At 47.2% G+C, this 19729-nt stretch carries 16 protein-coding genes; 11 read left to right on the forward strand and 5 right to left on the reverse strand.

The annotated features are described in order from the left end of the window. Positions 1–12: 12 nt before the first annotated feature. Genes Q0R37_RS04490 through Q0R37_RS04510 form a run of 5 tightly spaced genes read right to left on the reverse strand, consistent with a single transcriptional unit; the run spans position 13 to position 3992 of the window. Positions 13–666, reverse strand: coding sequence for an HAD hydrolase-like protein (locus Q0R37_RS04490; RefSeq protein ID WP_294751826.1), 654 nt, complete (start codon positions 664–666; stop codon positions 13–15). Continuing rightward, the gene (locus Q0R37_RS04495) at positions 663–1319 is read right to left on the reverse strand and encodes a DUF4272 domain-containing protein (protein WP_294751828.1); all 657 of its coding nucleotides are present in this window, start codon (positions 1317–1319) and stop codon (positions 663–665) included. The genes Q0R37_RS04490 and Q0R37_RS04495 overlap by 4 nt, the downstream gene beginning before the upstream one ends. 41 nt (positions 1320–1360) lie before the next feature. After that, the gene (gene purE / locus Q0R37_RS04500; RefSeq protein ID WP_294751830.1) at positions 1361–1861 is read right to left on the reverse strand and encodes a 5-(carboxyamino)imidazole ribonucleotide mutase; all 501 of its coding nucleotides are present in this window, start codon (positions 1859–1861) and stop codon (positions 1361–1363) included. Between the two features lie 31 nt (positions 1862–1892). Then, on the reverse strand, positions 1893–2960 hold the full coding sequence (locus Q0R37_RS04505; RefSeq protein WP_294751832.1) for a hypothetical protein: 1068 nt from the start codon (positions 2958–2960) through the stop codon (positions 1893–1895). A 24-nt stretch (positions 2961–2984) separates the two neighbouring features. Beyond that, on the reverse strand, positions 2985–3992 hold the full coding sequence (locus Q0R37_RS04510; RefSeq protein ID WP_294751834.1) for a glycosyltransferase family 2 protein: 1008 nt from the start codon (positions 3990–3992) through the stop codon (positions 2985–2987). Positions 3993–4555: 563 nt separating this feature from the next. Between Q0R37_RS04510 and Q0R37_RS04515 the strand changes: the two genes are divergently transcribed. From Q0R37_RS04515 to Q0R37_RS04565, 11 genes are all read left to right on the forward strand, one after another. After that, positions 4556–7057 (forward strand): hypothetical protein, encoded by a 2502-nt coding sequence (locus Q0R37_RS04515; protein WP_294751835.1) that lies wholly within the window; start codon positions 4556–4558, stop codon positions 7055–7057. Between the two features lie 39 nt (positions 7058–7096). Continuing rightward, positions 7097–8182: a tetratricopeptide repeat protein gene (locus Q0R37_RS04520; protein ID WP_294751837.1), complete on the forward strand. Its 1086-nt coding sequence runs from the start codon at positions 7097–7099 to the stop codon at positions 8180–8182. Positions 8183–8268: 86 nt separating this feature from the next. Continuing rightward, positions 8269–8421: a hypothetical protein gene (locus Q0R37_RS04525; RefSeq protein ID WP_294751839.1), complete on the forward strand. Its 153-nt coding sequence runs from the start codon at positions 8269–8271 to the stop codon at positions 8419–8421. Between the two features lie 222 nt (positions 8422–8643). Further along, positions 8644–9699, forward strand: a complete 1056-nt coding sequence (locus Q0R37_RS04530; protein ID WP_294751841.1) for a LacI family DNA-binding transcriptional regulator — start codon at positions 8644–8646, stop codon at positions 9697–9699. Then, on the forward strand, positions 9689–10228 hold the full coding sequence (locus Q0R37_RS04535) for a DUF5662 family protein (RefSeq protein ID WP_294751844.1): 540 nt from the start codon (positions 9689–9691) through the stop codon (positions 10226–10228). The genes Q0R37_RS04530 and Q0R37_RS04535 overlap by 11 nt, the downstream gene beginning before the upstream one ends. A gap of 72 nt (positions 10229–10300) precedes the next feature. Beyond that, positions 10301–12124, forward strand: a complete 1824-nt coding sequence (gene uvrC, locus Q0R37_RS04540; RefSeq protein ID WP_294751846.1) for an excinuclease ABC subunit UvrC — start codon at positions 10301–10303, stop codon at positions 12122–12124. 530 nt (positions 12125–12654) lie between these two features. Beyond that, the gene (locus tag Q0R37_RS04545; RefSeq protein WP_294751848.1) at positions 12655–13854 is read left to right on the forward strand and encodes a type II secretion system F family protein; all 1200 of its coding nucleotides are present in this window, start codon (positions 12655–12657) and stop codon (positions 13852–13854) included. 18 nt (positions 13855–13872) lie between these two features. Further along, on the forward strand, positions 13873–15459 hold the full coding sequence (gene pilM / locus Q0R37_RS04550; protein WP_294751850.1) for a pilus assembly protein PilM: 1587 nt from the start codon (positions 13873–13875) through the stop codon (positions 15457–15459). Positions 15460–15461: 2 nt separating this feature from the next. After that, positions 15462–16250 (forward strand): hypothetical protein, encoded by a 789-nt coding sequence (locus tag Q0R37_RS04555; RefSeq protein WP_294751851.1) that lies wholly within the window; start codon positions 15462–15464, stop codon positions 16248–16250. An 84-nt stretch (positions 16251–16334) separates the two neighbouring features. Then, the gene (locus Q0R37_RS04560; RefSeq protein ID WP_294751853.1) at positions 16335–19217 is read left to right on the forward strand and encodes a hypothetical protein; all 2883 of its coding nucleotides are present in this window, start codon (positions 16335–16337) and stop codon (positions 19215–19217) included. A gap of 18 nt (positions 19218–19235) precedes the next feature. Continuing rightward, positions 19236–19718: a prepilin-type N-terminal cleavage/methylation domain-containing protein gene (locus Q0R37_RS04565; protein WP_294751855.1), complete on the forward strand. Its 483-nt coding sequence runs from the start codon at positions 19236–19238 to the stop codon at positions 19716–19718. Positions 19719–19729 lie beyond the last annotated feature (11 nt).

The following is a 19729-nucleotide window of genomic DNA, read 5'->3' on the forward strand; positions in this document are numbered from 1 at the left end:
ACGCATTATGGATTATGAATTGAATAAAATAGCTTCCGCAGCTTTGTCGGGTGTTTCCGCGATGTAGTCGGCTCCCGCTTCGGTGAGCTCCTCTGTCGAGCCGTAGCCCCAGAGTATGCCCATGCATTTTATCCCTGTTTTATGTGCGCCGAGAACGTCCTGTCTGCGGTCACCTATCATGAGCACACTGCTCCTGTCGGTGATGCCCGTCTGTGCGAGGACGTATTCTATGACCTCGTCCTTGTAGTCCCGCGAGCCGTCAAGCTCCGCTCCGCCTACGAATTCAAAGTACTGCGACAGTCCGAACCTGTCAAATATGCGTATCGCGTAGACCTGCGGCTTGCTGGTGGCGACCATGAGCCTTTTGCCGCCGTTTTTCAGCCTTTCGAGCATTTCGGGGATACCGTCGTATACGCGGTTCTCGAAAAGTCCAACCTTGGAGTATCTTTCGCGGAATATTTTTACGGCCTGAGCTGTCTGTTCCTCATTCATGCCGCAGAACTCGGCAAAGGACTGCCGTATGGGCGGTCCGAGGAATTTATTGGTATCCTCGGGAACTTCAAAGCCCATCTGCTCTATGGCGTTCACGAGGCATTTCAGTATGCCCTCGGTGGAGTCAGTAAGAGTTCCGTCAAGGTCAAAGAGAAGTGTCGTATATCCTGTCATGTATCAAGTGATATCCTGTTCCAGTCGTCGGTATCGGAGATGAGCCATTCGAGACCGCGTCTGCGCTCGGAAACGGCGTCCGTATTGAGACCGCCTATGGGGCATTTCTTATCTGTCTTCTCGTGCTGGACCACTGCCCAGTGATAGCGGTAGTAGAGATCGAGCATATCAAGTATCTCGTCAGCGCTCCTGAGACTGCATCTGCTTTTGAAGTCATCATAGCTCTCGCTCTGTGACACAAAGCGTACAGCCTGCGGACAGTCGCAGATGTCCTCGGCGTCGGTGATATCGTCCACAAGTCCGAGAGCCCATACCAGTGTCCAGTAGGACTCGTACTCCCATACAACGTCGATAATGTCCTGCTGAACATAGGAGCCGTCAACAAGGCGTCTTTCCTTGGCGTTGAGGCAGTCCCTGACGCCGAAGTAGTCCATGAGACCGGCGAAATAGTTTACATCCTCGTCGTTCTGCTCGCTCCTTCCGAAGCCGACCTGTGTTGAGAGCAGGGCTGCTATGGCGCGTTTGCATATATCGTCAAGGCTTCTGAGCTTTACCTGTGATGCGGGTTCTGTGAGCGGAAGGTTCGGGTTTATGCCGATGCCCTTTGCTGCGATGATCTTTTCAGAGCGTTCTTTCCTTTCGGCGGGTGTCATGATAATACCTCCTTACAGCAGGAAATGCGGTTCGTTTCTTGTCAGAGAGCTGCTATCTGCTCCTGAAGTGCCTTATCCTTTGCGATAACGCCCTCAGCCATTGCCTTCTTCTCGGCAGCAAGCTTTGCGGCAAGCTCCTCGTCTGCTACAGCAAGTATCTGTACAGCGAGAACTGCTGCGTTCTTTGCGCCGTCTATGCCCACTGTGGCAACAGGTACTCCCGGAGGCATCATAACTGTGGCGAGAAGCGCATCGACTCCCTCAAGAGCCTTTGCCTTCATGGGTATGCCGATTACGGGAAGTGTGGTGTGTCCTGCGACTACTCCCGCAAGATGAGCAGCCATGCCTGCGGCGCATATGATAGCGCCGAAGCCGTTTGCTCTTGCATCGGAAGCGAATTTGCAGGCTTCTGCGGGAGTCCTGTGTGCGCTCATTACGCGGCATTCAAACTCCACGCCGTACTTTCTGAGCTCTGTGAGAGCTGATTTTACAACAGGGAAGTCGCTGTCGCTTCCCATGATAACTGCAACCTTTTTTGACATGATGTTTTCTCCTTTGTGTTTTATGTGCGGATCAGTCTGACTGATCGTTGTTTTTCTGCTGTTCATCGGACGCATTTACGGGATATTTCGGCTTTGACCTCTGGAACTTTGCATAGGCGAGGCCGAAATCGGGTTCAAAGCTGCCCGAAAATCTCAGCTCGGCTTTATAGTCGCCGTGGGCGGTCATGGGCAGACCGTCTTCCGTGTACTTCACGTCTGTGCCCGCTTTGAGCGAAACGCCTATCACAAGCGCCTCTTCCTTTGAGCTTATGCTGTATATGTGGAAATCCGACACATCTGTGAGCGTCAGCGAGATGTCCTTTTCATCGGGGAAGATCGCGCTGAACTCTTCATAGCGCTTATTGAGCTTGTCGTCGGGAACCGTCCTGCCCTTTGTGAATGCGTGGTCGAGATAGCCGCCGATATCCGATGCCATTATTTCTATCAGCGCAGGTGTGAGCTTCGCCAGCAGATGTATGTTGGAGAGCTCGATGCTGAAGGGGATATTGTCGCCTGCCGTACCGTTTACCGAGGCTTTTTTGAAAATAAGCTCGTTTTTTTCCGCGGTATAAGTGTAAACGCCTTTTTCGGAACGGAGCGTGAGCTCGTGTCTGTCAGCCGAGCAGGACTTCCATACTTCGGGGAAGCATGGGGTGAAATCCCTGTAGTATATGGTATATCGGCCGTTATCGGCAGATTTTGCAAGGAACAGGTGAGTTCCGTTTATATCCGCGGGGACTATCTCCGAATACACGAAGGGAACGGTGATATTGCCCTCGTAGTCTATGCAGCCGTACAGCCTTTTGCCGTCAAGACGCTTTGAAGCGACGCAGCAGCTGCTGCCGGTAAAGCTGAGATCCAGCCACTCGGGATAAACAATGACCCTGCTGCTGCTGTCGAGAATACCGAAAAGTCCGTTACTGTCCCTGAATATGCGGTTGCCGTCGCGGTCGGAGTCCTCAAGACTCTCCACAACAGGCTGAGAGCTGCTGTCATATGCGCTTTTTTCCGTTTTTGAATAAAAGCGCGTAATTGCAACTGCAAGTACGATAATGACTATGAACAATACGGAGACAACAAGTCTCATGTTCCTATTCAATGTCTCCGCACCTCCCGGGCAGCGTTATTTGTTTTCGGTCCCTGCGGACTGCTGAGAACTCTGAGCCGCAGCCTTTCGCTGACGATATGTGTCCTCGGTCTCTTTGGTTATATATATGGGACGGTTTTTCGTCTCAAGGTATGTCTTGGAAAGGTACTGTCCCAGTATTCCCACACAGAAGAGCTGAAGTCCGCTGAAAAGGAATATCAGGCAAAGCATGGTGGGATAACCGTCGGGAGCGTCCAGCCAGCCGAATATCGACCTGATTATCGTTACGATGATGAGTACGAATGCGAATGCACAGGTGATTATTCCCAGCAGGGAGGCTATTGCCAGCGGAGCTGTGGAAAATGCCATGATACCCTCAAGGGAGTATTTGAAGAGTCCCCAGAACGACCATGAGGAGGTACCTGCGGGGCGCTCTACGTTCTCGTACTCGATATACTTGGTGTTGAAGCCTACCCAGCTGAATATGCCCTTTGAGAACCTGTTGTACTCGGACATTTCGAGGATAGCGTCAACCATCTGCCTTGACATGAAGCGGAAGTCCTGTGCGCCGTCAACTATCTCGGTCTGGGATATCCTGTTCATTATCCTGTAGAACAGCCTTGCGAACCATGAACGGACCTTGGACTCGCCCTTTCTGCTGACGCGGCGTGTAGTGGCGCAGTCAAACTCTCCGTCCCTTACATAGCTGTACATTTTCGGCAGGAAAGCGGGGGGGTGCTGGAGGTCTGCGTCCATAACGACCACATAGTCGCCCTTTGCGTTCTTGAGACCTGCGTACATTCCCGATTCCTTTCCGAAATTCCTCGAAAAGGAAATGTATCTCACTCTCTTGTCCTTTTCCGCGAGAGAACGGAGCAGATCGAGAGTTGTGTCCTTTGATCCGTCGTTTATGAACAGGTACTCGAATTCGAGCTCGGGGAAGTCCTTTGACATCTGTGCCGATATCTTGGTTATCTCCTCATAGAACATGGGGAGCACTTCCTGCTCATTGTAACACGGAACTACTACTGAAACGAGTTTCACGAATAAATCCTCTCCTTCAAAAGAAGCTTGCGGCAGACCTGCGGAAACACTTTCCCGAGCCTACCAATACACTATTAATAATACAACAAAATCGGCGATAATGCAATAGTAAAATCACTGTTTTTATAATTTTTTACACCTATGTAAAATAATGGCTGTTCAATGCTGTGTTTTTGATACATCTGATAGAATAATGTGGAACAGCAAAGTAACATAAACGACAAAAAAGCCGCGTATCACTCAAAAAACCGTATTATTTTTTATCTAATTAAACGTGAACAATGACAGGGAAAATTGACAAAAAAATCAATAACGATTTGTTATTTTCACTGAAAATTTTAAAAAACGTATATTTTTTCAAGCCATTTCTTAAGAAAGTATTGATTTTTTTTGAAATGTCATGTATAATATACTTGTATAGATATTCGCATTGGAAGCTCTGCGGCACGATCACCCTTGTCAGATCGCGCTGAAGATAGGCGGAGTGCGATTGCGAGCTGGGAAATCGGCATGCCGCTGCCGTAAAGCGGTAACTGCAGTTTAGCAGTGGTGGGGAGAGAATTATGGACATCACACTGGTAACGTCTTCGTTCGATAAGATAGTTCACGGAACCGAGAACGAGAAGAAAACAGGCTGCGGTATCAACCTTATGAAGCCTGAGAACGTAACTCGATTCCACAGAACTTCGAGAATGACAGACCTGAAAGAGATAACCTGCGAAAAATGCAAGGCGAGTCTCGCAAAAAAGCTTATTAAAGCTGATAAGAAGGAAATGGCGCTCCTTCTCAAGGAAGAGAAAAAGCGCGAGAAAATGGGTATGAACGACGCGGGCATCGTTCCGCTCGGAAATACTACGGCAAGGATCACAAGAGACCCGAATGCCAAAGCCAAAGAGGAAGCGGCAAGAAGAAAAGCTCTTGAAGAAGCTAAGCAAGCAGCCGAAGAAGCGAGAAGAGCTGCCGAGCAGGAAGCACAGCAGGCTGCTGAAGCGAACAGCTACGGCTATGCTCCCGAGGCACATCAGAGCACTATCCCCGGTACAGGCGTACCTATGGACGACAGTCTTGCTCAGTTTGCCATAAACCCGCATGAAAATGCACAGCCTGCACCTGCCGAGGACGATTTCCTCGCACAGTTCGCTGTAAACAAGCCCGCCGGAGCAGAGACCGAGCCTTATGCAGCTCCGCCCGCTCATGTCAATGCAGCCGTTCCGCAGGATGACTTCCTCGCACAGTTTGCTATACCGAACCCTCAGGGTGCTCCCGAGCAGGCAGCGCCTTATTACGGTCAGCCTCAGAACTACGGTCAGCCGCAGAATACGGGAGGCTACGATAATGCAGGCGGATATGTTGATATGGGCGGCTATGACGACGCTTACCAGCAGTCGCAGACGCCTGAGGTATCCCATTCCGATGAGGATATCATGAACCTGTTCTCGATCAATCCCGAGCCTGTGCAGGAGAATGTCTTTGAGCAGCCTGCCTACAGCCAGCCTGTATATGAACAGCCAGTTTACGGTCAGCCTGTTTATGACGATGCGGCTTACGGTCAGCCCGAGTACGGCGAGATCGTTTATGACGGATCGGTCTACGGCGACATTAATATCTACGACGGCTCTCAGCCGCTGTATGATGCAAACGGCAACCTCATAGAAGGTCCTATAGTCACTCCCGCGGAGGGATATCAGCCCGTTCCCGAACAGGCTGTGCCTCAGGAGAACGGCTGGGATTATATCACGAGCCAGTTATTCGGCGTAAACGAGGATCCCAACTTCAATGCGTCAGCTCCCGATGATTATCAGGCGTACAGCGACGAAATGGCTGACTTTACTGAGGAAGAAGAGGGCCATTCCGATCCGATAACCGAAAACCTGTACCTTGGAAACGGCGTTCTTTCAGCTACATACGGCATCGAACAGCCTTTGGCCAATGTTCCTCATGCCGAGAATATCGCTGCTCCCGAGGCAGATGATCTTCCTTCGGCTGAAAGCGTTGCAGCAGCAGCCCTTGACGGTGCGCCAAAGGTAGACGACATCGTTGCTCCCGAAACTGTTTCGCTCCCGTCGGCTGAAAGCCTTGCGGCAGCAGCCCTTGAAGGAGTTCCCACGGTTGAGGACATTACAGCTCCCGAATTCGATACCCTTCCTCCTGTTGAGGACAATTCGGTTCCCGAGCTTGATGATATCACGGCAGTTCCCGACTTATCAGCACCTGCCTTCGACAGCTTCTCTAAGGCGAGAGATGAGGAAGCAGCCGTGCTTGATGATATTTATGAAGCAACATTAAATCAGCCTGTTAAGGCAGAAGAGGAGTATGATTACTATATGAGCGATTTCAATAATAACGGTGCACCAAACGGTGCAGAGATAAACGGTGCGGAGCAGAAGCAGGCACAGCAGCCTCAGATCGTAAAGGTTCCGCAGTTTGCAGGATATGACGCTAATAACCAGCCTGTATACAAGTACGTTCAGATGAGACTTGCAGGATACGATCAGAACGGCAAGCCCGTTTTCGTTCCGCTCAATGCTCAGCAGAGACCCGCAGCTCCCGCACAGCAGACAGCTGCACAGGCTCAGAGAGCAGCATCAGCTCCCGTACAGCAGGCTCAGGTGAAGTCTCCTGTTCCGAGAAAGCCCGTACAGACAAACGGCGCTCCTACTGCAAATATCTCCAAGATCGCAGTAAATCCGCACGCAAAGTCAACTTCACAGGCTTTCATCAACGCTATCGCAAGCTCGCGAGAGTACGCTGACAAGAACCTCATCGAGACACAGGGCCTCCAGGCTAACAGCCCCGTACTTACCTCCGTTGAGGACGTTCTCTCAACAATGGGCGATGATTCCGCAAAGAGAAGACAGGTTCAGCAGGCTCAGCAGAACGTTCCCGTATTCGACGAGTACAAGGCTCCCGTAAAGCAGGGCTTCAGAGGAAATTCAACTCCGAGAGCAATGCAGCCTCAGCCTATGGACGCTCGCTACATGACAAAGGCAGAGCTCAAGAACAAGAAGAAGCAGGACAAGATCGACGCCAAGTTCAGAAAGGAAATGTCCAAGAGAGGCTTCTGAGCATAAAAAGTACTTCCGATGAAATGAGGAAAAATCATAATGGCAGAAAACAAGATCCTCGCAGAGCTGAGAGCAAAGCTCACAGGCTCTGCCGAGGACGATAATAAATTCCTTCGTGCAGAAGCCGAGCGCTATGCACAGGAGAAAAATCTGGAGGGCGTTGACGCTGCTACACAGCTCCTTATCGAGATAATGCCCCCCGAACAGAAAGCAGAGATAGACAGACTCACTCACGTTGACGGAATGCGCCTTGACGAAATGCATGACAAGATCAGGCAGCTCATCAAGGAAAAGGATATGACCGAGGCAAAATCACTTGCCGAGCGCCTTTACAAGAAGATACTCGTTGATTACAAAAGCACCGATACCGCAAAGTTCGTGTCGCTCAGAAATCCCTTCGAGGATAACCTTTATCAGCTGAGATACAAGCCCGATAAGGTACTGAACCGCACACCCTTTGATTTCGGTACTTTTATAGCTACATACGGCTATCTGCTGGTCGAGACAGGCTCTCCCCTTGATGCTATACCTGTCCTCGAAAAGGCTATGGAGTACAATCCCCTTGACTGCGGTCCGAGATTCGAGCTCGCGGAGGTGTACAAGCTCCTGAAAAACAAGAGAATGATACTTGAGACATCAAGGGAAACTCTCAAGGTCGCTTCTTCGCCTGTGGCTATCGCAAGATGCTACGCAAATGCCGGCTATGCGCTGACTGAGATGGGCGAGTACGACGACGCTTTTGCATTCCTTACAGCAAGTGTGCTGTTTGCTCCGCATCCTGCCATTCCATACGAAATGAGAGATGTCGTTGACCGTAAGGGAGCTCCCATAAAGCAGCCTACACGCGAGGAAATGATCGAGGCTATGAAGAAGTACAACTTCGAGTTCGGTCCCAATGAGGAGGTCGTTTCCGTAGCTGCTCAGCTTTCGGCAAATTACCTCATGGACGAGGATATTCCCAATGCACTGAAGGCTCTTAAAATGACCTACAACCTCACACGGGATGAGAAGGTCAAGGAGATAATCCTGAAATACGAGCCCGACGCCAAGACTCTTGCGGAAGAGTATGAGAGCAGCGGCGGTGCAAAGATTACACAGACGGTCAACGAGTCACCCGAAAACTGACCGCAAGTGCGCTTTCGCTCAGAAAGCGCATTTTTTGTGCATAAAAACGCTTTTTTCGGGGAATATATCCTCGGGAGATGATCTTTATGAGCAGAAATAAAAAGAAAATACCCGTTCCCGATCCCGAAAAGGAAGAGTATGAGTGCCCTGCCGCCTCATGGGGCGATATGACGGGGCTTGTACCCTATACTGCCGGAAACAGCGGCGAGAATAGCTCCTGCGGCGGGAAAAAAGAATAAGTTAAGTGAGAAGCTGCATGGAGAAGTCCGTGCAGCTTCTGCAATATGCACAAATAACCCCCGACCAAATTGACGAAAGTGCTGAATTTCAGAAAAAATACTTTATTTACTACTTAAAGCATGGTATAATAGTCATTGTTAATTTAATTCGTTAAAAAACGAAAAAGAGGAAAATCGGCTTCGGAACAGGCGTCCGAAAGCTTAATAAAACAGGGGGAGCATATGAAAAACGGTGTAAAAATGCTCGATATTGCCAATAAGCTCGGTGTGAGTGTGGTAACAGTCTCAAATGCTCTTGCAGGACGTGACGGCGTAAGTGAACAGATGAGGAAAAAGATCTGCGAGACTGCCGAAAAAATGGGTTACAAGCCATCAAATACAAAGAGCGAGAAAAGAAGGATAACTCCGCCGAAAAACGGGAAAAATGTAGGCATACTCACCTCTGAGCGCTTCGTGGGCGCAAGAGGTACGTTCTACTGGGAGCTTACCGCAAGCATATCAAATCAGCTCTCACAGATAAACGTCTGCACAGTATATGAGTGCGTGAACTCAGTAAACGAAAAGAACGGTATACTGCCGAATATGGTGACCGAGGGCAAGGTGGACGGCGTTATTGTCATCGGTCAGGTGCACAGAAAGTACATAGAGTGCCTCAGCAGGCTGACTATACCGCTTATTTTCGTGGATTTCTACGACAACAGGTATAAGGTGGACGCTGTTCTCTCGGATAACTTCAACGGGGGCTATATGTTGACGGATCACCTTGTGGAAAAGGGTCACAGACGTATCGGCTTCTTCGGTACGCTGAATGCTACAAGCAGTATAAACGACCGCTATCTCGGCTATCTGAAATGCATAATGGAAAATGATTTTGAGTTCCGCAAAGAGTGGATAATCGGCGACAGGACAAAGCAGGGCGTACTTATCGACGATCTTCAATTCCCTGATGATATGCCCACAGCTTTTGTGTGCAACTGCGACGAAACGGCTTTCAGGGTAATATCGGCTCTCAAGACCAAGGGAATACGTGTTCCCGAGGATATAAGCGTTGTAGGATATGACAATTATACAGTGTCAAGTATATGCATTCCGACTATAACAACAGTTGAGGTCGATCTTACTAAAATGGCTGAGGTATCTGTTGGGATAATGGCAAAAAAGCTGGCTGATCCTACATATTCCGAGGGCAGACGCATCATCAGCGGAAGGCTCATCGAGAAGGAAAGCGTTCTGGATATCAGCGGAAGCTATACAGAGGAGCGTTCCAATGCTTTGTAATAATTTCATCGGACATCTTAAAACCGTTATTCAGCACAGACATCAGGTCTTTATACACTGTGTGAAGGCAGGAATACCCGTGAGGGGGATGCTCCATGATCTGTCGAAGTTCTCGCCTGCGGAGTTCATCCCCGGAGTGCGCTATTTTCAGGGAAACCGCAGTCCCAACGAGCGTGAGCGCGAGGTGGACGGCTATTCAAAGGCGTGGATGCACCATAAGGGCAGAAACCGTCACCACTTCGAGTACTGGACGGACTACAACATGGATACAAAGCAGCTCGAACCTGTGGAAATGCCCGATATATTCGTGTTCGAGATGTTCTGTGACCGCGTTGCGGCTTCAAAAATATACAACAAGGAAAAATATAACGATTCCATGCCGCTGGAGTACTACCTCCGCGGCAAGCACCGCCGTATAATCGAGAAAAAAACGGCACACAAGCTGGAATTTCTGCTGACTATGCTGCGTGATAAGGGCGAGGACTACACCTTCCGCTATATCCGCAGACAGGTGAGAAGATCAAAGTAATCGTTACCGTTCGAGAGGCGCACTTTGTGCGCCTTGTTGTTTGGAATGAAAATTGCGGAAAGGAGAACGCAAATGAACCCAAGACTGCCGTATCTGCGCGAAAAAACGTCAAAGCTGACTGCCTCGCCCGGAGTGTACATCATGCGTAAAAAGGACAGCTCTATCATTTATATCGGCAAAGCCAAGAACCTGCACAACCGTGTGAGCAGCTACTTCCGCGAAAATCCCGACCACACGCCGAAAGTCGCGGCAATGGTCGCAAATGTGCATGACTATGATTTTATCGTCACCGACAGCGAGTTTGAGGCTCTGCTGCTTGAATGCAGCCTTATCAAGCAGCATAAGCCCAAGTATAATATCCTCCTGAAAGACGATAAGGGATATCATTATATCCGTATTTCCGACGAGGAGTTCCCTCGTATCACCAACGAAAAAAACACGAAGCAGAGCGGTACCTACCTCGGTCCGTACACCAGCGGCTTTATAACAAAAGAAGCCGTAAACGAGGCGAACCGTGTGTTCATGCTGCCAACCTGCAAGAGGAGATTTCCTCAGGATTTCGGCAAGGGCAGACCTTGTCTGAATTACCATATAAAGCTGTGCATGGGCGTCTGCCGCGGAAAGATAAGCGCCGACGACTACAGGAGCGCTGTGGATCAGGCTGTGGAGTTTATTAAGAGCGGCAGTGCAGAGTCCGTGGAGCGTATGCGCTCGGAAATGGAACGGGCGGCTGAGGAGCTTGACTTTGAAAAGGCGGCCATGCTCAGGGACCGCATCACAGCGGTAAAAAAGGCTTCCGAAAAGCAGAAGATAATCAACAGCGGAGTGGAGTCTGCTGACGTTATCGGCATCGCCGAATTTTATGACGGACTGTATATTTCTCTGCTCATGTATCGTGAGGACAGACTGTACGACAAGGCAGTTTTTGAGTTCCCGATACCCGACAGGGACGAGGATATCCTCGGGCAGTTCATGCTGCAGTTTTATTATAAAAAGCCCGATATACCGAGAAATATCATAGTTGACCATATCCCCGCGGACAGCGAGCTGCTGGTCGCCATGCTTGAGGAACAGGCAGGTCGGAAGGTGAAGCTCCATGTGCCGCAGAAAGGACGTCAGCTTGAGCTGCTCAGGCTTGCAAAAAATAACAGTGCGGAATATGCGGCGCTGAAGAATTCACGCACGGGAAAAGAGGTCATAGCCCTCGAACAGCTGGGACAAAGCCTCGGTCTGTCAAAGCCTCCGCGGTATATCGAAGCCTACGATATATCCAACCTTTCGTCGGAGTCCATGGTGGCGGGAATGGTGGTCTTTGAGGACGGCAGGCCGCTGAAAAAAGCCTACAAGCGCTTTACCGTGAAAGAGCAGGAGCTCCAGAACGACTACGGAAGTATGCGTGAGGTGCTGAAAAGACGGCTCATGCACATAGTTACGGGGGAGGGGGACGAGTACTTCACGAGGACTCCCGACCTTATACTCCTCGACGGCGGAAAAGGTCACGTAAATGCCGTAGCACCGCTGCTTCGGGAGCTCGGACTCGATATACCCGTATTCGGAATGGTCAAGGACGACAAGCACCGCACCCGAGCCATTGCAACAGGGGGCAGGGAAATACAGATAAACAGCCTGAGAGCGGTATTCGACCTCGTTACGAGGATACAGGACGAGGTGCACAGATTTTCGGTGAGCTTCATGCACTCGCGGCACAAGAAAAAGACCTACAGCTCGGAGCTGCTGAAAGTACGCGGCATAGGCGAAAAAAAGGCGGCGAAGCTGTTCATGAAGTACAAGACCATAGCCAACCTGAGAAACGCATCTCCCGAGGAGCTTGCGGCTGCTGCGGGAGTAAGCATTGAGACTGCAAAAGAGCTGTGGGATGTCATTCGTGAAATGTGAGCAAATAACATAACACGGTTGAAAAGTCTATATTATAATAGTATACGGAGCGCCGTTTTTGAAAGCGGTGCAGGGCTATTGTTAAAAAAATGAACCTGTCCACAGAATTCGCTCCCTTTTTTGCCTTTAAGGATTACGTTTTTAGTGCAAGAACGTGCAAAATGCCTAAATATGAATAAAGCAAATTGCCGCAGTTCACAATTCTGTAAAAATAAGATAAAAAAAAGGTGTTTTATGTTGCATTTTGAAAGTGGGTGTGATATAATTATTGTGGAAGTTTAACAATGTTTGGTACGCGGGTGTTTGTACCTTATATTGTGCTGTCTTCGTGCTTTTTGTTTTGTACAATAATAGCCGTTTATTTAATGTGATATTACTGAGGGTATATAACTTAGTTAATATTGATAAAAAACGGCGGATTATTTATGTCAAAAAAGCGATTGAAAAGTAACACTTAAAATGTTATAATTGTTATTATTAAGGCAGTGAGAAACGTTCATCACAAGTAATAATTTTATGGAGGTGGTTTCATGAGGAGTTTTTCTTACGTTGCTCAGGATGCAAGAGGCGCGCAGAAACGAGGAATCATTACTGCGGAATCTGAGCAGGAATTCTTACAGAAAGCCAAGGAAAGAGGCCTTTATGTCAAGGATTATAGGGAAAGCGATTCAAGTGAAGCAAAATCGATCTACAAGTTTAAAACCAAGGAGCTGGCATTCAACTGCAGACAGCTTGCGGCGATGCTGACGTCAGGTCTTACTCTTGTAAAAGCTATCGATATTCTGACAAAAGAACAGGAGGGCGAAAAAGCACGAGCCATTTGGCAGGATGTGTACGAAAACGTTCAGAAGGGTGAATCCTTCTCCTCTACACTGGAAATGCACGCAGGTTCTTTCCCGCCGTTCCTGATCTCAATGGTCGGCGCAGGCGAGAGCAGCGGTTCGCTGGATATCGTTATGCAGCGAATGTCAGATCACTATGCGAAGGAAAACAAACTCAAGAATACCATCAAGAGCGCCATGATCTATCCTATCATACTTCTGGTACTCTGCGTTGCGGTAACTATCCTTCTCTTTACTTTCATCATGCCGACGTTCATTGATATGTTTGAGAGCAAGGATGATATGCCGTTCCTTACAAAGTGCCTCGCTGCGATAAGTGACTTCCTCAAGACAAAATGGTATATCCTTATCGGTGTTGTCGCTGCATTGGTGGCAGGCTTCATCTATGCTATGAAGGTGCCGAAATTCAGGCTGAAATTTGACCGAATGCTTATTAAAGGACCCGGTTTCGGTCCCCTTATCACAAAGATCTATACAGGTCGATTCTCACGTACACTTTCTTCACTGTACTCGAGCGGTCTTCCCATGGTCGAGTGCCTCGAAAGAGCATCTTCCATTCTCAACAACAGCTATGTTGATCAGAAGTTTGAAGAGGTAATCGACGAAGTTAAACAAGGTGAGCCGCTTTCGGCTGCTATCACACGTACAGAGATATTCGAGCCTATGTTCTGCTCGGTTATCTACGTTGGTGAGGAAGCCGGCGCTCTCGATTCTATCCTTGAAAAATCATCTGATTACTACGAAGAAGAATCAGACGCAGCAGTACAGCGTCTCGTTGATCTGATACAGCCGGTACTCATTATCTTTATGGGTGTTATCATCGGACTGGTAGTATGTGGTATCTATCCCGCACTTTACGGTTCGATCGGAACTATCGAAAACGAATAAGAAAGGTGGAAAAGTTTAATGCTTTCATTTGATATTACTGATAGAAATATACGAGTTGTTAAGGGCGTTGAGAGCAACGGAAAGATCAAGATCAGTTCCGCAGCTACCGTAAATGTTGAAGAGGGACTCATCGTCAACGGACACGTAAGAGATGTTCCAGCGGTCGCAACTCTCATCAACAATCTGCTCAAGATGCACAGAATGCCTGATAAGGACGCGATCGTTTCAATCTCATCCAACCTTACGATATTCAAGGAAATGACAGTTTCCAAGAGCAACAGAGGTCAGGACCTCCAGAAAGTCGTAAAGCTCCAGATGCAGGCTGAGCTCAATCTTGACGATTCATACAGCGTATCCTACATCATCGTAGGTGATGCTGACAGCAGCGAAGTAAGCGAGCCTTCATACAAGATCCTCGCTACAGCTTGTCCTTATGAGATCGTAAACAGCTACAGAGAGATGTTCAAGCTCCTCGGAATCATCCTCAGATCTGTAATGATCGGATGCAACTGTATCACAAAGGTACTTCTTGCTGATACAAAGATCAGATCTAAGATGCCTCTCCTCGCTGTTCAGATCGACAACAACTTCATCTCGCTCAACCTTTATGAGCAGGGACAGCTTTCATTCTCACGTTTTGCTTCTATTGATGCTGCCGACTACGGTTATTCAGACGACTATGTATTCGAAGCTGTTAACGAGAACATCTTCCGTATGCTTCAGTTCCACAGAAGCCGCAACACAGGCGAAGCTATCGAAAACGTTATATTCTACGGAGATACTCATGAGTACGTAAGACTTACGGACGAACTTGAAAAACTCGACCTTAAGACAAGTCTTATCAACGTTCCTCCGCAGATCCACGGTCACGAAAATCTTGAATTCTCACTTTACGCCAACGCTATCGGCGCTATGTTCAAGAGAAACAGAGAGATCGAAAAGATCAACCTTCTCGAAACAGACTTCGGTACAGCTGTAAAGAACAAGATGAGAAACGACAATGCAGGTAATGTAGCACTTCTCGCTTCTCTCCTCGGTTCACTTGTTGTAGTCGGTGCAGTCTGGGGTGTATTCACACTCATGAACAACAGCGTAAAGAGCGATATCGAGGAATGCAATGATTATATCGACAGTCCTCAGACAAAGGCAAAGCAGGCTCAGCGTACAAGACTTCTTTCACTTAAGGATACTGTAAACGAGTATTATAACAAGATGAATAATGCCCGTGATGCATATCTTTCACAGCCTGTTCTTGTCGGCGGTACATATGATGAGATCGAAAAGGTCCTCAAGGAGACCTGCGAAAAGCAGAATATCGAGGACAAGAACATAATCAATCCGCAGTATTCCAATGGCGAGATCAAATTCTCCGTTACCTGCGATGCGAATAAGGATCTTAAGGCACAGACACTTCCTTCCGAGTTCATAGACGCACTTCTTGACGATGATATGTTTATGGCAGCTTCCTACGGCGGCTTCCAGTTGGCAACGGTTAAGGAAGAAGGACAGCAAGACAAGGACGTTATCAACTTCCAGGCAAGTGTACAGCTTGTTCCTAATGAAAGTGCATATCATCCTGATTCAAGTTCAAAGGAGGACGAATAATAATGAAACTTACATACAGAGATAAGATAATCGCTGCTGTCATTCTGGCGATCGCTGTTCTTGCGCTGGGCTTCTTTGCACTTATAAGACCAGTTATAAATGACAAGAAAGCAAACGAGAAACAGCTTGCAAAGCTCGAAAAGCAGAAAGCTCAGATCGAAGCTGAAATAGCCGAGATCCCCGGACTTCAGAAAGACATACTCAGCACTCATGAAGCAACAGGCAAGCTCACGGAGATATTCGTTCCTGTTGATGAAATGAAGGACCCTGTAGTTCTTGACAAGTATATGAACAAGATCGCTGAAGAGAATAAGGTAAAACTTCAGTCAATTAAGGTCGCAAATGCAGCTGTAAGTGAAATAAAGTACTATTATTACAGCTATGATGACAAGTACAAGGAAGCAAGACAGGGCGCTGACGTTAACGGTAACCTTCAGGCAACTGATGATGCTATCCATGCAGAGTCCATCAACCTTAAGGACAGACCTACTGCAAAGATACTCAAGACCGATTATGCTATAACAGCATACGGTACAAAGAAGAATATCTGGGATTACCTTGAAGCTGTAAAGCAGATGGATAAGGCTGTAACAGTCAGCAAGGTATCTTTCGGAGATTACACATTCGGTAAGAATGATGCAAAGAAGGCAGGCGTTGAAATGCCTGATTTTGATGACGGTGAAGAGCATAAGATACCTGCCGGCAATAGGGAGATATCAAATGCTGCAACAGCTCAGATCGTTGTTACACTCTATTCAGTATATGAAATGGATAAGCCCAACGTTGATTGATAATGTTGGATTTCCGCAATGGCAAAAGCACCTAATTTCAAACGCTGAGTTATTAAAAATATAACTTGAAAGGCGGTTAGGAAAATGAAAACAGAGAAGAAGAAAACATTACGCGGTTCGGCGTTGTTTACTGTCGTTGCTGTTATGGCGATCCTTATACTTTTCCTGACGGGTACACTTATGCTCGCTACTGCTTCAAACAGAAGAGCGCATAAATCGTATTCCGTATCTCAGGCGAGTTATACGGCGAGATCTGCCATAAGATCGTTCAAAGCAGCATTGGAGGATCCGACCAACGGCCCCGGTATTCAAGCTGCGTTGTACAGCCTCGATCCGAATGATCCCACTGATATACTTGAACCCCAGATCTTAATGGGCGACAATTCAATGGGCAGGATCGGCTACTGGGATAATTCCGGCAACTGGAAAGATAACTGCATCAAGCTTGAGGCAGTTCCCGGCAGAGTTGACTGGGTCTACAACGAGACAAGTGATGAATGGATACCTTATAACGTGATACTCGTTACATCTACTTGCCGACTCGGCCGTGAAGAAGAAACTGTTCGTGCTTTCATAAGCAGGAATACTGAGCCTGAAACACATGATGAGCCCGTATCTGATTCAGAAGTTAAGGGCCTTCAGGAAGCAGGCGGTAATAACTTCCAAAACGGCGGTGATATCTACGGCGGTCTTGGTGTCGCGCTTGCAGACGATCCAAGCGATGGCATTGGTGAATATACGCTGCATAATGAATGGGGTACTCATACGACTCTGAACTTTATTAATGCGAGTATAAAATCAGGAACAAGTACGTTCAAAATTCATGTTGAAAAATCAAATGCAACTCCTGTATCGGGCAATGTTATAATGGGTAGTGTAACTCCTGCCAATGATTCATTTGTCATACTTGAAAATTCTTATGAGATGGCAAAGAATTACAGGCAAAAGGATATCCCGTATTTATATATTGATCAGCTCCTTTATGAAAGAGAACCAACAAGTAACCCTTTCATTAAACCTGCAGACGGAATGACTTCTACAAAGTTCCAGCCATTTAACATCTATTTGGGCACTTTGTATTATCCATGTCAGTTTGAGGCGAGGGCAGACCTTTACCTTATGGATGAGCCCGTTATAAATGGTGCAGGAAAAAGAGAAGTATATCCTGCAGATGGTGCTTATTTTAAGTCGAGAGATGAAGTTTGGTGGCCTGAACATATAATTACTGAAACACCATGGCCAAGTGAATATACATCAGAAGGAGTACAGGCAGTACCTAAAGGTGAAAATTTCTTTGGCTGTGATATTAACGGAGTAGCATCAGATAAAAGCAGAAATCAAGTACAGCTTTACAAATGGGCTTCAAGTACGTTTTCAAGAAAGGATTCGTATGATTCCTTCGGTGGAAATATTTACTGCAAAGGTAATTTTCACTTTGGTGCGGGCATTATCAACGGTAACGTCAGAGTAGAGGGCGACTTCTACCTTCAAGATGTTGTTGCAGATGGTAGCAGACCAAGGATAGAAGGAGATCTTGTTGTAGTAGGAACAATACATGATAATGCACACTATAGCATTGATGATGTAGTTCAGGGTGTTATCTATAATGACGGCCTTGCAAGCGGCGGCGCAGGTGTTACTGTCAGCCTTAAATCAGGTTATGAGAAAGTCGAAAATGCTCTTTTCCCCGGTTATACGGAAATAGAGACAGCTGAGCTTGAGAACCGTGAGCTTAAGGAGGAAAATGGCGAGATTATCATTACTGACGATGGTATTCAGTGTGTAATTGACGGTAATACATATTCGACAACTCCTTATATCCTGACCGTTCCGATTACCGATACCACATACGGCGATTCAAATCCTGCTGTTATTACCACAGATCCCAAAACAAGATATGAAGTTGACAAGGACGGAAAGTTCGTATTTACTGGTGAAGGTGATGAAAGGGCTCCTGTTCAGACAACAAAGGAAAAGCTCTATTTTGATGATGAGGGCATCCCGTGCTCAGAATCAGATGCAAAGGGTACTTATTACATACAGAGTGGTATTCCTGATGTAATGGTTCCGTTCTCAGAGGCAAATACCGTTTCAACAGGCTCAAGTAAGGCTGTTCCTTACAGTGAGTTCCAGAGAATTTACAGTTCAAATGCATATCCTGCAAATATGACCCGTGAAAAGATCTACGGCGAATATCAGGACGGAAAGTTTGTTACTCATTCGGATACTAAGCTTGTAACAACTCTTGACGAAGCACGTAAAGCACTTAGTTGGAATAAGACCGATGGTTCATTTGATAAAACGGTATATCCGTTTACAGAACCGACAGTTGATCCAGATCATATAATAAGCGGAAATCAAACTGGCACACTTGAAATTACAAGACCTGCAGACGGTTTTGAGTGGTATGTTCTTGATAATGTAAGTTTCAATAATGGCGGCGGTATTGATATTGTCGATGCTCCGGGTGCAGTGCAGACAGGCAATAAGAAATACGGCGGAGGAGTTGTTCGCTTCTTCATCAAGGGTGATCTTACATTTAAAACAACTTGTAGGATTAAACTTAAGACTATGCCGCCAACAATAAACTATACCGATGATTTTGGTATTGAGTATTATGGTATGGCGGAAGAACAGGCTGACGGTTCAATAGTAGGAAAATCACACATACAATCTGAAAACTATACTCTTATAGTTGGATCAATAAAGGCACCTTACATGACTATGAGCATGATACAAGGCGAAGGACCTGATACATTTACATATATACCTGAGTCAGGTGTTTCGGTTACTTATAAGCCTGCCATAATAGGAAATGCTCTTGTTGATAAACTGACCGAAGCACGTAACAGTTTTAAACTTGCTTATACAAAGTCAGGTACAGGTTCGAGCCATTCATCAAGTGAAACTGACAGCACAGAAACGACAGCTGACGGCGATTGGGTATTCACCTATATGGCAAGCTGATAAAGGAGGAATGTTCTTATGAAAAAAGGCAAAAAAACTGTAAAGGGCATGACTCTTATCGAAATGATCATTTCTATCGCTGTATTAGCCATGCTTTGTGTAATACTTGCTATGGTCGGTCAGAATATCGACGCAACGGCAAGAGCTACAAACACACTTAAGGATAAGGTCTCCAAGGAGTCTCCTTATGCTGCCAACGGCGTTGCAAAATTCAACGGCAACGCCGGTGAGGTGGAGTTTGCTACACAGACAGGTACTATGGTAGTTCGCGTTCCGGGAAATTACTCCTTTAATGATGTTCCGTATCCCGATCCAAGTGTTAACTTTAATATCGCAAGATATGATACAGAGCAGATCGTTCTTGACGGTAAAAGCGCAAAGGAAAGGAACGCTATCCAAAACGGACCTAACGGCGGTCTTAACCTCAGATTCTACCAGATAGTTACAACAGCGGCTGCTACAACTACAGCACCTACAACCACAACCGCGGCAGCAGAGTGATCGGAGGTGCA

The organism is uncultured Ruminococcus sp. (genome assembly GCF_946415235.1).
In the GTDB taxonomy this organism is placed as follows: Bacteria; Bacillota; Clostridia; order Oscillospirales; family Ruminococcaceae; genus Ruminococcus.